Origin of the sequence: Erwinia sp. V71 (assembly GCF_965644245.1) — a bacterium.
Classification (GTDB): Bacteria; Pseudomonadota; Gammaproteobacteria; order Enterobacterales; family Enterobacteriaceae; genus Erwinia.
Genome location: NZ_CBFFRK010000032.1, coordinates 22,933 through 37,027, shown reverse-complemented (window position 1 = coordinate 37,027; position 14,095 = coordinate 22,933). Strand labels below are relative to the sequence as shown.

Below are 14,095 nucleotides of genomic sequence, written 5' to 3'. Positions count from 1 at the left end.
AGCAGGATAGCTTATCGGTAGCTAACCGTCCCTCCATCCACATGACCAAGCGTTGCACTTATTATCTGAATTCGCGCAACACAATGAATGATAAATGGGAATTCTATAAAGATGGTTCTGATAAATGGCGCTGGCGTAGGAAAGCATCGAACGGCAACATTGTTGGGGCTTCCAGTCAGGGTTATGTCAACAAGGCTGACTGTATAGAAAACGCTAAACGCAATGGTTATAAAGGTTAAGATCGTTGTCGGCCCAAACAGTAGTGCGGGTTTATAAAGGCTTGAGCCGTATGCGGGGAAACTTGCATGTACGGTTCTTAGGGGGCGGCGGCGCAGTAATGCGCTGCTGCTACCCGACATCCCGCTTTCCGCGATACAGCGAAACCCTCTGTCAGTGATGGCAGGGGGTTTTTCTTTATGGGGGAAAGGTAGTATAAGTAGTGGCGCGTCTCTGATAGTAAACAGGCTACCTGGCAAGGGATGTTTAAGAAAACACTCGGTTTTCTGCTACTCTTCTGCCGAACTCTGGTAATAATAAATGGGGAACACAATGCGGATTAACGTTTTGCTGGGACTGTCCGTCGCAGCGATGTTGCTGGCTGGCTGTAGCACCTCGCGTGAACTGAGCGCAGCGGGTCAGCAGGTGACTTTTACCGATAAACAACCTGCCAGCAGCTGCCAGTTGCTCGGTAATGTCACCGGTACACAGAATAACTGGTTTAGCGGCGCGGGTGCTGAAGGCAGTTCACTGCGTGGTGCGGCGAACGATCTGCGCAACCGTGCAGCGGAAATGGGCGGCAATGTGATTTATGGCGCAACCAGCCCAACGCAAAATATCCTGTCTGGCTTTGCCCCGCTGGACAGCAAGATGAGCGGTCAGGTTTACAAGTGCCCGTAAGCCTTCTCTCTCCTCCATAACGTGGAGGAGGGAAAACCGTCCAGCCTTCCCCCGCATGGCGGGGGAAGGTAAAAAGTTGCTACTCCTGCCTTAACTGCAAATCGAGCGGCGTTTTGCTCGGCTCACCGCCAATCTCACGCGCCAGCTTCGGCACCATATAGCCTGACACCATTCCCAGTAACTCACGCACAATCGCCCGCGCCTCGTCATCTGGCACAAAGAAGTGTGCCGCGCCCTGTACTTTGTCCAGCACATGCAGGTAGTAAGGCAGAATACCTGCATCAAACAGCGCATTGCTCAGTGCCGCCAGCACCTGCGCATTATCGTTTATGCCACGCAGCAGTACGCTCTGGTTCAGCAGAGTGACGCCCGCGCGTTTCAGCATCTTCATGCCGTGGCGCAGTTCGTCATCGATTTCCTGCGCGTGGTTGATATGCGTCACCATCAGCACCTGCAGGCGGGACTGCGCCAGCCGCTGACACAGGCCTTCGGTAATGCGCGCCGGGATCACCACTGGCAGACGGCTGTGAATACGCAGGCGTTTCACATGCGGAATCGCTTCCAGCTGGCTGATTAGCCACTCCAGCTCATAATCTTTTGCCATCAGCGGGTCGCCACCGGAAAAGATAATCTCATCCAGTTGCGGGTGCTGGCGGATATAATCCAGTGCGGTCAGCCAGTTGCGTTTATTGCCCTGATTATCCTGATACGGGAAATGACGGCGGAAACAGTAACGGCAGTTTACCGCACAGCCGCCTTTTACCAGTAGCAGGGCACGGTTGTTATACTTATGCAGCAGTCCCGGCACCACGCTGCTTTGTTCATCAAGCGGGTCAGTGCTGTAGCCTGGCGCATCAACAAACTCCTGCTGTGCGGTCATCACCTGCAGCAGCAGCGGGTCGTTCGCATCGCCTTTTTTCATCCGTGCAGCAAAGGCGCGAGGGACGCGCAGGGCAAAAAGTCGTCGCGCAGGGCGTCCTGCCAGCCACTCAGGATCGGTATCGAGCGCTAAAAAGCGTAATAATTCATCAGGTTCGGTGATTACATCAGCAAGTTGCTGTAACCAATCTTCTCTGGTGGGGGTATTTAGGGTTACAATGTGTGCCATTTTTTTGGCTAAGTACCAGTATCAATTTATGTAGAGGGCCTTTATGGCGACTTATTCTAGCAACGATTTTCGTTCCGGTCTTAAAATCATGTTCGAAGGCGAGCCTTATGCCATCGAATCAAGTGAGTTCGTTAAGCCGGGTAAAGGCCAGGCTTTCGCACGTGTGAAAATGCGCCGTCTGCTGACCGGTTCACGCGTTGAGAAGACCTTCAAATCTACCGACTCCGCTGAAGGCGCTGACGTGGTTGATATGACCCTGCAGTACTCTTACAACGACGGTGACTTCTTCTACTTCATGCACCCGGAAAGCTTCGAGCAGTATCAGGTTGAAGCCAAGGTGCTGGATGAAGTGCAGAAGTGGCTGCAGGACAACGCAGATTGTATCGTGACCCTGTGGAACAACAAAGCCATCGCTGTTCTGCCGCCAAACTTCATCGAAGCCGAAGTGGTTGAAACCGATCCAGGCCTGAAAGGTGATACCGCAGGTACGGGTGGTAAACCAGCAACGCTGTCTACTGGCGCGGTAGTGAAAGTGCCATTGTTCGTGCAGATTGGCGAAGTGGTAAAAGTTGACACCCGCTCTGGCGAATACGTGTCACGCGTAAAATAAGATTTGCTGAAAGCACGCCCCTGGCGTAATGCTTGTCAGTTAAGCTTTTGAAGAAGGCCGCAGCGGATAACGTTGCGGCCTCTTTTTTATCGCCATGGATAATGCTGCCTGCTTAAAACTCATCTGGTGAGGGGGCACAGCCTCTGCGGCTGCAGGGCGGCTCCTCGCGCCACGCTGTGCGTGGTACCTCCGGCTCCGCCTCAGCGCTGCGGATTGCCCTTACGCCGCAGAGGCTGCGCCCCTTTACCGTTCGCTGCCCGTGGTTTTAAAACACCACACCGCACTCACACAGCGGACTGACGGTCTTCCCGAACAGGCGAATCCGCAGCGCTGAACGCAGGGAGGAAGCCAGGATGTGCCCGCAGGACGCGGGCGCAAGGCGATGAAGGACAGGGATGTCCCGTCATCGGCGGTCCGTCAGGCTGACGAGTGAAGTGAAGGCACCACGCGAAGCGTGGCGCGAGGACCAGCCAGAGCGGGAAGCCCGTCAGGCTGCGCACGGCACGGTAAAATGCTTAACTGACAAGCATTACGCCCCTGGCGCGCTTTTTCCTTCCCCCACACCGTCGTTTTATTTATTCTCCTCCTTAATTTTCCTTTTCAGACGAAGCGGCAGGCAGAGAGCGGATTCACCGCCTATGCTTAAAACGCTGTACCGATACTTCGACAAAAAAGGACATGACTATGTTTAAGAAGAGTATTGCTGCGATTTTCTCCGTACTGATTCTGTCTTCACTGTTGTCGGCCTGTAATACCACCCGTGGTATGGGCGAAGATGTGGAAGCGGGTGGTAAAGCCATTCAGCGCAGCGCACAGTAACGGATCTGCCGGTACGCACACCCGTACCGGCCACTTTCCCCGCCTTATTTCTGCTTAACCCAGATCAGCCGTTCCACCGGGAAATCTGCCTGACGCGCCTGTTCCACCAGTTGCTGCTTCACACGCTCATCCAGTTGCGGCGTGCGCGACAGAATCCATAAATAGTCGCGGTTTGGTCCGCAAACCAGCGCGTACTGATAATCCCTGTCCAGCGCGATCACGTTATAGCCGCCGTAAAACGGGCCGAAAAATGACACTTTCAGTGCGGCGCGCTGTGGCGATCCGGTAAAGAAGGCCTTGCCGATGCTCTCCTGCCACTGCTGCTTTTGTGGATTAAAGCCACGGTTCACCACCTTCAGGCCGCCATCATCACGTTGACTGTAGCTGGCGGTCACCTGTTCCAGACCCCGCTCGAAGCGATGATCAAGACGGGCTATCTCATACCAGCGCCCCAGATAGCGTTCGGCATCAAAGTTTTCCACGACGGTGACATTCTTTGGCGGGGTGGTAGAACAGGCGACGGAGAGCAGGGCGCCAGCCATGACGCCCAGAGTTTTCCACAGTTGCATAAGCTATTCCTTTATCGATGAATAGCTTAAGTATAGATGATGACTTACAGCGTACAGACGCCGATCAGCGTCACCACACTGAGAATGACCGCGAGACCATAAAACAGCCATTTCGCCGCCGGGATGTGTAACTGCAGGTCATGTGCGCCATGATGCAGGCGGTGCAGCGCGCACCAGACCGGCAACACAATCATCAGCAGGATAAACAGACGACCAAACCAGGACTGAGCAAAGGCCAGCACGCGTGAGTAGTCGAGCGCGCCATCCGGGTAAGCTCCTGCAGGCAGCAACACGCCGATCAGCAGCAGCATCACGGGGGTAACAATTGCCGCCCACATGCCGCCCGCGCCAAACAGTCCCCAGAAAATCGGTTCGTCGGAACGATGAGGTTGTGATTTCATCGGCTTCTCCTTACACCAGCAGAGCCAGCAGCAGTGCCACCAGCGTAAACAGCGCCATCACGATCCACAGCGCGGTGATGATCGGTCCGGGCGCCAGCTTCTCCCCTTTAATCACCACGAGGGTCGCTTTCGGTGCCAGGTCGAACCAGGTTTTGGTGTGCAGCAGGCTGGCCAGCAGGGCGGCGATATTCAGCAACAGCACCACCGGATACTGCAGAAACGCCACAAATCCGGCCCAGCTCTCTGCGCCTTGTTTCAGGGCAAACAGGCCGAAGATCAGTTCGATGCTGAACCATAAGGCCGGAAGAGCGGTGCCTTCACGCAGCATATAAAAACGGTAAAAGCCCAGCTGTTGCCACCAGTTGCGTGGCATGCTGCGTACCCAGGGTTTACGTTTCGAGGTAATCATCGTTTGCTCCTTATTGCGGCCGCAGCATGGCAATCATAAAGTCTTTGCTGCTTTCGACTTTGCCCTGCTGAATGGCGGCGGCAGGGTCGACATGTTTCGGACACACCTGCGAGCAGTAGCCGACAAAGGTGCAGCGCCAGACGCCATTCTCACCGTTCAGCTGCGGCATGCGTTGTGCCTTGCCATGATCGCGGCTGTCGAGGTTATAGCGGTGCGCCAGCGTAATCGCCGCCGGGCCAATAAACTCGGGATTCAGACCAAACTGCGGGCAGGCGGCATAACACAGGCCACAGTTAATGCAGCCGGAGAACTGGTGATATTTCGCCATCTGCGCCGGTGTCTGCTGGTGCGGCCCCTGTTCCGGGCTGCGGCCATTGCCGATAATCCACGGCTTAATTGCTTCCAGGCTTTCGATAAAGTGAGTCATATCGACGATCAGATCGCGCTCGACCGGGAAGTTCGCCAGCGGCTCGACGCGTACGCCCGACGGGTAGTCGCGCAGAAAGGTTTTACACGCCAGCTTCGGCACCTTGTTCACCATCATGCCGCAGGAGCCGCAAATCGCCATGCGGCACGACCAGCGCCAGGAGAGGTCGAACGCCAGGTTATCTTTGATATAACCCAGCGCATCGAGCAGAGAGGTTTGCTCGTCGTAAGGCACCGGGTAGATTTCATCGCGCGGCACGCGATCCTGTTCCGGGTTATAGCGCTGGATAGTGATCGGCAGCGTTTTCATCTCAGACATGAGGCTGCTCCTTATGCTCTGTCGTCTCGGCGGCTGCGCCATAGACACGTTGTGCCGGAGGCAGGCTGGTAATGGTCACGTCGCTGTATTCCAGCCGTGGCGCGGCATCAGGGGTGTAGAAAGTGAGGGTGTGTTTGAGGTAATTAACGTCATCACGCTCGGTGCAGCCTTCATCCAGCCGCTGGTGCGCACCGCGTGACTCTTTGCGGTTAATCGCCGCATGCGCCATACACTCTGCGACATCCAGCCCGTGCGCCAGTTCGAGGCTGTACAGCAGCTCGGTGTTGAACACGCTGGAAGTGTCACTGATGCGAACCTGTTTAAAACGTTGCTTCAGTTCCGCCAGTTTATCGACGGTTTTCTGCATCAGTTCTGGCGTGCGGTAAATACCGCAGCCTTCTTCCATCGAGGTGCCCATCTCATCACGCAGTGTCGCCCAGTGTTCACTTCCCTGCTGATTGACCAGTTGTGTCAGACGCTGCTGGACATCACTGGCCTGGGCATCGAGCAGCGCGTTATTCGCGGCTCTGGCACTTTGCGCCCGTTCTGCTGCCTGCTCGCCCGCCAGACGGCCAAACACCACCAGCTCCGCCAGTGAGTTAGAGCCGAGGCGGTTGGCACCGTGCAGACCCACGGAGGAACACTCGCCGACGGCGAACAGGCCCTGGATACGGGTTTCACAGCGTTGGTCTGTCTCAATACCGCCCATGGTGTAGTGTGCGGTGGGGCGTACCGGGATGGGGGTGGTGACAGGGTCGACGCCGACATAGGCTTTACTCAGCTCGCAAATAAACGGCAGACGCTCCTGCAGTTTTTTCGCCCCGAGGTGACGCAGATCGAGATGCACCACATCGCCGCGCGGAGTGGCGATAGTGCGACCCGCGCGCCACTCATGCCAGAATGCCTGCGACACTTTGTCGCGCGGGCCCAGTTCCATATATTTGTTTTTCGGTTCGCCGAGCGGGGTTTCCGGCCCCATACCGTAATCCTGCAGATAACGGTAGCCATCTTTATTCACCAGAATACCGCCCTCGCCGCGACAGCCTTCGGTCATCAGGATGCCGGAACCCGGCAGGCCGGTCGGATGATACTGAACAAACTCCATATCGCGCAGTGGCACCCCGTGGCGGAATGCCATGCCCATCCCATCACCGGTGACGATACTGCCGTTGGTGTTATAGCGATAAACCCGGCCTGCACCCCCCGTGGCCAGCACTACTGCGCCAGCGCGGATCTGCACCAGCGTGCCTTCCATCATATTCATGGCCACCAGACCGCGCGCCTGGCCATCATCGACCAGCAGATCGAGGACGAAATGCTCGTCGAAGCGCCGGATTTGCGGATATTTCAGCGAGGTCTGAAACAGGGTATGCAGCATATGGAAGCCGGTTTTATCGGCGGCAAACCAGGTACGTTCGATTTTCATGCCGCCAAAGCGGCGTACATTGACGGAGCCATCCTCTTTGCGACTCCACGGGCAGCCCCACAGCTCCAGTTGCGTCATCTCCTGCGGGCAGTGGCGGACGAAGTAATCGACCACATCCTGTTCGCACAGCCAGTCGCCGCCCGAGACGGTGTCGTGAAAATGAAAGTCGAAACTGTCCTGTTGCTGGGTGACGGCGGCGGAGCCACCTTCGGCTGCCACGGTGTGACTGCGCATGGGGTAGACTTTGGAGACCAGGGCGATATTCAGGCGTGGATTGGCTTCAGCGGCGGCTATCGCGGCGCGCAGCCCGGCGCCACCAGCGCCTACGATGACCAAATCAGCATTGCAGATTTGCACGGTTCCCTCCTTGTTCAGGTCGCGGGTAATCGGAAAAGGTCTGCTGTAAAAAGCGGCAAACAAACCCTTTAGATGGTTAGAAAATGCTCTGCTTCACCGCGGAGTATAATCCTGTAAAAAGTGTGGTTTTTTGATGTGTGCGGGTATTTGGGTGGGAAAATGCACAGAAGTTTGTCTGTGCGCACGGATACGAGTAGACTTCATCCCCCTGTCTGACTGAGGAGTGAACAACATGAGCGATACGGCAAACTGGCAGCCGAGCGCATCTATTGCCAATTTATTGAAACGTGCAGCGATTATGGCTGAAATTCGACGTTTCTTTGCCGATCGTGGCGTGCTGGAAGTGGACACTCCGGCGATGAGCCAGGCAACGGTGACCGATATTCATCTGGTGCCGTTTAAGACCCGTTTTGTCGGGCCTGGGGTATCCGACGGACAGGATCTCTGGTTTATGACCAGCCCGGAATACCATATGAAACGCCTGCTGGCGGCGGGCAGCGGTCCGATCTACCAGCTGGGACGCAGCTTCCGTAATGAAGAAGCAGGGCGCCATCACAATCCTGAGTTCACCATGCTGGAGTGGTATCGTCCGCATTACGATATGTATCGTCTGATGAACGAAGTTGATGACCTGATTCAGCAGATCCTTGAGTGTGACAGCGCGGAAACGCTCTCTTATCAGCAGGCGTTTATCCGCCATCTGGACGTGGACCCGCTCTCCGCGGATAAAGCCCAGCTGTGCGAGGTGCTGGAGAAGCTGGGCGAAGGGCATCTGGCGAGCGAAGAAGAAGATCGCGATACCCTGTTGCAGCTGCTGTTTATGCTCGGCGTTGAGCCAAAGATCGGTCAGGATAAGCCAGCATTTGTTTACCATTTCCCGGCGACGCAGGCGGCACTGGCGGAAATCAGTACCGAAGACCACCGCGTAGCGGAGCGCTTTGAGGTGTACTACAAAGGCATTGAGCTGGCGAACGGTTTCCGCGAACTGACCGACAGTCGTGAGCAGCGCCAGCGGTTTGAACAGGACAACCGCCGCCGTGCGGCGCGTGGTCTGCCACAGCATCCGATTGATAAGCATCTGCTGGATGCACTTGCGCACGGTATGCCGGAGTGCTCCGGTGTGGCGCTGGGTGTGGACCGCCTGATTATGCTGGCGCTAAAAGCCGAAAGTCTGAGCGAAGTGATTGCCTTCCCGGTGGATCGCTGCTGATTTGTTATTCCCCTGTTTCGGACAGTGAAATGCTGTTATCCGTCGGCCTGCGTTGCAGGCCGATTACATTTTGTTTTGCGTGCAACGCCGCAGTGTTCGATTTTTAACCATGTCCCGCTCCTGATAAAATCTGCCTGTCTTCAACGGAATGACAGGATTCAACGATATGGTTGTCACTGCCACACCGCATGATGCGGTTTTTAAAGATTTTCTTTGCCATCATGATATCGCCCGGGATTTTCTGCAAATCCACTTGCCTGCGTCTCTATTGCAGCATTGCGATCTTAATACTCTGAAGCTCGAGTCCGGCAGTTTTGTGGATAAAAAGCTGCGGGCGCTCCACTCTGATGTTCTCTATTCCATGAAAACGCAGGAGGGAGAGGGGTATATCTATTGCCTGATCGAACATCAGAGTTCACCTGACAGGTATATGACGTTCCGCTTAATGCGTTATGCATTAGCGGCGATGCAGCGCCATCTGGATAATGTTGGTGATCAGCTGCCGCTGGTCATTCCGATCCTGTTCTATCATGGCCAGACCAGCCCCTATCCTTTTCCTGTGAACTGGTTGCAGTCATTCGATAATCCGCAGATGGCTATGCAGATTTATACCGGTGACTTCCCCCTTGTTGATGTGACCTCGCTTTCTGATGAGGTCATCATGACTCATCGTCGGATAGCAGCCCTGGAACTGGTGCAAAAGCATATTCGTGAACGGGATCTGATGGAGTTTGTTGAGCCACTGGTGACACTCTGGGTTAACGGCAACACTAATGACGGGCAATTCGTCACGCTGGTAAACTATTTACTACGGGCGGGGGACACGGTTTCACCGCAAGAGTTTATGTATGCGCTGGCACAGCGGACATCACATCATGGAGGAAACATAATGAGTCCCGCAGAATGGCTGAAGCAGGAAGGCCACAAAGAAGGGCATAAAGAAGGGCATAAAGAGGGCCATCAGGCCGCAACGTTTGAAATGGCGTCTGTGATGCTGGCGAATGGGTTGGGGTTTGAACTGGTGATGAAAATTACGGGCCTGAAACGTGATGAGCTGCAGCGGTTGCCGCATTAACACTGACGGAGCGAAAGGCCAGCATGGCATTCCACTCCGTTCAGCGTTGCGGCCTGTTACAGGCCGCCTGATTTAAATGTACGTGTCGCAGGTGCGCCAGGGTTGATCGGCGCGGTTTTGCGCCCCAGCGTTTCCATGCGTACCTGGAACGGCGGGAATGGCATCTCAAGGCCATGCTCGCCGAACCCTTGCAGAATCAGCTGATGCAGTTCATGGCGCAAAGGCATACGGTGCCCCATTTCCGCGGCATGAATACGCAGTTCAAACAGCTGAATACCCTGCTGCAGATCGACGAGGAACACTTCCGGCGCGGGCGTCTCCAGCACATAACTGCAGCGATGGCAGGCCTGCAGCAGCAGGTTGGTAACCTCTTCACTGTTGGTGCTGGCAGGCGCCGGAATGGTCAGTACCACGCGTGTGACCGAATCGGACAGCGACCAGTTAATAAACTGTTCGGTGATAAACGCCTTGTTCGGCACGATAATCTCTTTGCGATCCCAGTCTGTAATCGTGGTGGCGCGGGTATTGATGCGCGTGATACTGCCAGTCAGATCGCGGATGGTGACGGTATCGCCGATGCGAATCGGTTTTTCGAACAAAATAATCAGGCCAGAGATAAAGTTGGCGAAGATCTCCTGCATACCGAAGCCGAGTCCAAGACCCATTGCCGCGACCAGCCACTGCAGTTTCGACCACTCGATACCAATCATCGAGAAGCCGACCAGGCCACCAATTAACAGCAACAGGTATTTGGTCAGTGTGGTAATCGCATAACCGGTGCCAGGTGCCAGACTCAGGTGCTGCAGCAGCGCCAGCTCCAGCAGTGCAGGCATATTGCGCACCAGCTGAGTGGTGATAATAAACACCAGAATGGCGATCAGCACGGCACCGAGGGTAATCGGCTGCATGCTTTCGACCCCCTGCACTGTCGTACTGACGTCCCACAGGCTGATATTTTCCATAAAGGCGAAGGCGGAATGCAGCTCTGACCACAGCACAATCACTGACACCAGTGCCACCAGCGTCAGGATCGAACGCACCAGCCGCAGCGACTGGGCACTGATCGCATCCAGGTCGATCACGGGTTCTTCCATCTCGCCGCCATCGGCGTTGTGGGTGACCTCTTCTTCGCCGCGAGCGCGGTGCGCCAGCATCTCGGCGCGACGCTGGCGTGCACGATCAAAGGCGATACGGCGGCGCTGGATCAGCATCCAGCGGCGAATAATATGGTAGATAACCAGCAGCAGGAACCAGATGGCGACGGAGGTTTCCAGACGCGCCAGCAGCGCCTGCGAGGTGGCGAGGTAGCCGATGCAGGCCGTCAGCGCCGCGATCAGCGGAATGCAGATCATCAGGTTCCACAGCGCCCGGTTGACCATGTTTTCGCCGCTGCCTTCTTTGTCGAGATGCAGCGGGATCCCGGCGCGTTTCAGACTGACCGTCACCAGGCACAGCGCACCACAAATCAGGATAAAGCAGAGACGTCCCAGGGTGGCATAAAACTGGCGGTCTTCCAGATTGTCGAAGGCAATCAGCAGCATAATCAGCGGCACGATAAAGCCGATCGTCAGCGAGTAGTAACGCATGGCACGCGCCACGCGCAGCTGCGGCCAGCGGAAATGCACCACAAACAGCCCCTGCGGGCGGGCAAAAGCGGCGCTGATCATAAACGCCCACAGCACGGGCAGAGTGGCGGTGACGCCATCGCCAATCGCGACGGCAATCGGGTACGGCCAGGCATTTTGCAAACCATAACCGAGCGCTGCCCACAATACCGGCAGCGGCAGCGAGACGACAATCGACCAGAATACGGTACGCAGGGTGAGGCTGAACTGATCCTGGGTGACCTTGCCGACGCGGCTGGTGGCGCGAGCCAGGAATGCATGATAGTGGCGGCGTGAACTGATGCTGATGCCTACCAGCAGCAGCGCGCCGAGGACAGGCAGTACCGTTTCACGGCTGGTGAACATCATGACAAATGCTCCACCCAGCTGGCCGAGGGTGTCTAACGAGAGCAGGCGATTCAGATCGTGCGCCACGTCGAGCGGGTAGCTCAGGCTGAGCGGGCTGACATCTTCTGTCCAGAACAGATAGCGATGCGTCGCTTCTTTCACTTCTTTCAGCGCGTCTTCCAGCTGGCTGTTCGCCACCTTCAGTTTGGTGACTTCGAGGATCAGCGTGTCGCAACCGGAGATCAGCGAACCGAGTAATTCACGCTGTGTGCGCAGCTGGGCATCGAGAATTTTTTTCTGCTCGCTGGTCAGCGGCTCGCCATTTTCCTGTTTCATCTGGCGTAGCTGCTGTTGCTGACCCAGCTGATTTTCGAAGCGCAGACGCTGCACCCGCAGCTGTCCCATGTCGCTGTCGAGCTGCTGGGATTTCGGCATATCAGGCAGACGCGCAACCTGCGCGCGCAGCGCGTCGCCGAGCAGGTTAGAGGCTCCCAGCCACTGAGACTGCTCGCGTAGCGTGCTTAATGCCTGGCGTACCTGGATAGTCTGATTGGCGGCCTGACGCTGCTGCGACGCCACCAGATCCATACGCTGCGCCTGCTGATTGAGTGCAGCGGAGAGTTCACGGTTGACACGGAACTGCCCGGTAATATCCGGCGGCAAATCACCGCTGTTTTCCGCCAGCTGTTCGGTATGTTCCAGCGCCAGTTCCGCTTCGCGCTGACGCAGGTTGTTCTGCTGATTGCGCAACGCCTGCAGATAATTATCCAGCTGGGTGGCTTTTTTCTGGTGTACTTCGGCGCGCAGTCGCGCCAGTTCCTGGCGGTTATTGGCAGACAGCTGCGCCAGTTCCAGTTCGTCTACCCGGGCTTTCAGCGCGGCAGATTCAGCCTGACGCGCCCAGGCCTGAGCCTGAGCCAGCGGCGTTGCCGGGCTGGCCTGCGCCTGTAAGCGCCGTTCCACTTCACTCAGCGCCCGGCGTGCTTCTGTCTGTTGTTGCGGTAACTGTGACAGCGAGTCACTGATTTCCCGTGTGCGCTCCTGCTCCTGCTGCGCCTGGCGACCCTCTTCCAGCAACTGGCTGCTGACCTGCAGGATCTCCTGATCCAGATCGGCGCTGGTCATGGTACTGCGCACGGATTTGGTGTTGTCGGTCAGGCTGGCGATTTGCTGGCGCAATTCACGCGCCAGGCGCGGGAAATCGTCGATCACCTGCTGATACTGCTGGCTCATCTCCTGCGAAGCTTTGCGTTCGCTCAGCGAGTTCAGTGAGGCTTCCAGCGACTGTACCAGCTCCGCCTGGGTGGCGGCATTCTTACCTGACCGGGCCTGATCCAGCTCCTGCTTAAGCTGTGTTTCATCCGGCACGCTGGCGGCGTAAACGGGCAAACTTAAACAGCAGCCCAGCAAAATAGAGAGAATCAGGCGCACATTAACACTCTGTTATCAGTGAGGTGTCTCGGGTTTGTTGGTTTGCGCAGTGGCGGCCACGTTCGCGTCGCTGTCCTGCTCTGCCGCGGTTTCGCCAGCGTCTTCTGCAGCGGTTTCCACGGCAGGTTGCACGTCGCTTTCCGTCAGGCGCATTGCCAGTGGCTGGCCCATACGCGTTTTCGCTTCAGGAACCAGGCTTTCTTCCAGTTTGACCTGGCCTGGCGCGAACAGGTTGATGACGGTGGAACCCAGTTTAAAGCGACCCATTTCCTGGCCTTTTAACAGCACCACGGCACCTTCGGCATTCGCTTCCGGATACGCCCAGCGCTGAATAACACCGTTACGCGGAGGCGTGATGGTGCCTGCCCAGACCGTTTCAATACTGCCAACAATGGTGGCGCCCACCAGAATCTGTACCATCGGACCAAAATCAGTATCGAAGTAGCAGATGACGCGTTCATTACGTGCAAACAGATTCGGGATATTTTGCGCGGTCAGCGGGTTAACCGAGTAGAGATCGCCCGGCACATAGATCACTTCGCGCAGAATACCGTTGCATGGCATGTGGACGCGGTGATAGTCGCGCGGCGCGAGATAGGTGGTGACAAATTCACCATCACGGAATTTTTTCGCCATCTGCCAGTTGCCGGTCAGCAGCGCCTCCAGCGTGTACAGGTGACCTTTCGCCTGGAAAATTTTGTCGCCATCAATGCGGCCAAGCTGGCTGATCGCGCCATCGGCAGGCAGCACCAGCAGATGCGGATCGGTGTAGATCGGACGTGCATCTTCACGCAGCGGGCGGACAAAGAAATCATTAAAGGTGCGATAAGTCGCAGTATCGGGTTTCTGCGCTTCTTTCATGTCCACTTTATAGAACCAGACAAAAGCGTCGATGACCGCTTTGGTCAGCCAGCCTGCGCGCTGGCTGGCGCCCCATCCGGCGAGTTCAGTCAGCCACTTTTTCGGCAGCAGATGATTCAGGCCGAGTTTAATACGATCCAACACGTTAGCCTCCTGGCTTAATACACGACGTTGAGAGAAAAAGGGGGCGAATTGTAGCAACGCCCGATCCTTTAGGCTATGGCG

14 protein-coding genes are annotated in these 14,095 nt (G+C 56.3%); 6 read left to right on the top strand and 8 right to left on the bottom strand.

Going from position 1 to position 14,095, the window contains the following annotated elements; genetic code table 11:
• Nucleotides 1-239, top strand: a 239-nt coding sequence (locus tag ACSZO1_RS09575; RefSeq protein ID WP_437611898.1) for a YegP family protein, incomplete at its 5' end; no start/stop codon positions are given.
• A gap of 310 nt (nucleotides 240-549) precedes the next feature.
• Nucleotides 550-897 (top strand): DUF4156 domain-containing protein, encoded by a 348-nt coding sequence (locus ACSZO1_RS09570; RefSeq protein WP_437611896.1) that lies wholly within the window; start codon nucleotides 550-552, stop codon nucleotides 895-897.
• 79 nt (nucleotides 898-976) lie between these two features.
• Here the strand turns inward: ACSZO1_RS09570 and epmB are convergent, their stop codons facing one another.
• Nucleotides 977-2,005 carry an EF-P beta-lysylation protein EpmB gene (epmB, locus tag ACSZO1_RS09565; RefSeq protein WP_437611894.1) on the bottom strand — a complete coding sequence of 343 codons (1,029 nt, stop codon included), beginning with the start codon at nucleotides 2,003-2,005 and terminating at the stop codon, nucleotides 977-979.
• A 43-nt stretch (nucleotides 2,006-2,048) separates the two neighbouring features.
• Between epmB and efp the strand changes: the two genes are divergently transcribed.
• Nucleotides 2,049-2,615, top strand: coding sequence for an elongation factor P (gene efp / locus ACSZO1_RS09560; RefSeq protein WP_437611892.1), 567 nt, complete (start codon nucleotides 2,049-2,051; stop codon nucleotides 2,613-2,615).
• Between the two features lie 684 nt (nucleotides 2,616-3,299).
• Nucleotides 3,300-3,434, top strand: a complete 135-nt coding sequence (locus ACSZO1_RS09555) for an entericidin A/B family lipoprotein (protein WP_437611890.1) — start codon at nucleotides 3,300-3,302, stop codon at nucleotides 3,432-3,434.
• A 44-nt stretch (nucleotides 3,435-3,478) separates the two neighbouring features.
• On the opposite strand, the gene ACSZO1_RS09550 is transcribed toward ACSZO1_RS09555, so the two are convergent.
• Genes ACSZO1_RS09550 through frdA form a run of 5 tightly spaced genes read right to left on the bottom strand, consistent with a single transcriptional unit; the run spans nucleotide 3,479 to nucleotide 7,341 of the window.
• Nucleotides 3,479-4,003, bottom strand: coding sequence for a lipocalin family protein (locus tag ACSZO1_RS09550; protein ID WP_437611888.1), 525 nt, complete (start codon nucleotides 4,001-4,003; stop codon nucleotides 3,479-3,481).
• A gap of 44 nt (nucleotides 4,004-4,047) precedes the next feature.
• Nucleotides 4,048-4,404: a fumarate reductase subunit FrdD gene (frdD, locus tag ACSZO1_RS09545; protein WP_437611887.1), complete on the bottom strand. Its 357-nt coding sequence runs from the start codon at nucleotides 4,402-4,404 to the stop codon at nucleotides 4,048-4,050.
• 10 nt (nucleotides 4,405-4,414) lie between these two features.
• Nucleotides 4,415-4,810: a fumarate reductase subunit FrdC gene (frdC, locus tag ACSZO1_RS09540; RefSeq protein WP_437611902.1), complete on the bottom strand. Its 396-nt coding sequence runs from the start codon at nucleotides 4,808-4,810 to the stop codon at nucleotides 4,415-4,417.
• 13 nt (nucleotides 4,811-4,823) lie between these two features.
• A complete protein-coding gene (locus tag ACSZO1_RS09535) occupies nucleotides 4,824-5,558 on the bottom strand; it encodes a succinate dehydrogenase/fumarate reductase iron-sulfur subunit (protein WP_437611885.1) in 735 nt (244 codons plus the stop codon).
• On the bottom strand, nucleotides 5,551-7,341 hold the full coding sequence (frdA, locus tag ACSZO1_RS09530) for a fumarate reductase (quinol) flavoprotein subunit (RefSeq protein WP_437611883.1): 1,791 nt from the start codon (nucleotides 7,339-7,341) through the stop codon (nucleotides 5,551-5,553). The genes ACSZO1_RS09535 and frdA overlap by 8 nt, the downstream gene beginning before the upstream one ends.
• 232 nt (nucleotides 7,342-7,573) lie before the next feature.
• Between frdA and epmA the strand changes: the two genes are divergently transcribed.
• Entirely contained in the window at nucleotides 7,574-8,551 is a 978-nt protein-coding gene (epmA, locus tag ACSZO1_RS09525; RefSeq protein WP_437611881.1) for an elongation factor P--(R)-beta-lysine ligase, read from the top strand.
• 166 nt (nucleotides 8,552-8,717) lie between these two features.
• Entirely contained in the window at nucleotides 8,718-9,626 is a 909-nt protein-coding gene (locus ACSZO1_RS09520) for an Rpn family recombination-promoting nuclease/putative transposase (protein ID WP_437611879.1), read from the top strand.
• A gap of 56 nt (nucleotides 9,627-9,682) precedes the next feature.
• Here ACSZO1_RS09520 and mscM read toward each other — a convergent pair whose 3' ends face one another.
• Nucleotides 9,683-13,009: a miniconductance mechanosensitive channel MscM gene (gene mscM, locus ACSZO1_RS09515; protein ID WP_437611877.1), complete on the bottom strand. Its 3,327-nt coding sequence runs from the start codon at nucleotides 13,007-13,009 to the stop codon at nucleotides 9,683-9,685.
• A gap of 15 nt (nucleotides 13,010-13,024) precedes the next feature.
• Nucleotides 13,025-14,014 (bottom strand): archaetidylserine decarboxylase, encoded by a 990-nt coding sequence (asd, locus tag ACSZO1_RS09510; protein WP_437611875.1) that lies wholly within the window; start codon nucleotides 14,012-14,014, stop codon nucleotides 13,025-13,027.
• Between the last annotated feature and the right edge of the window lie 81 nt (nucleotides 14,015-14,095).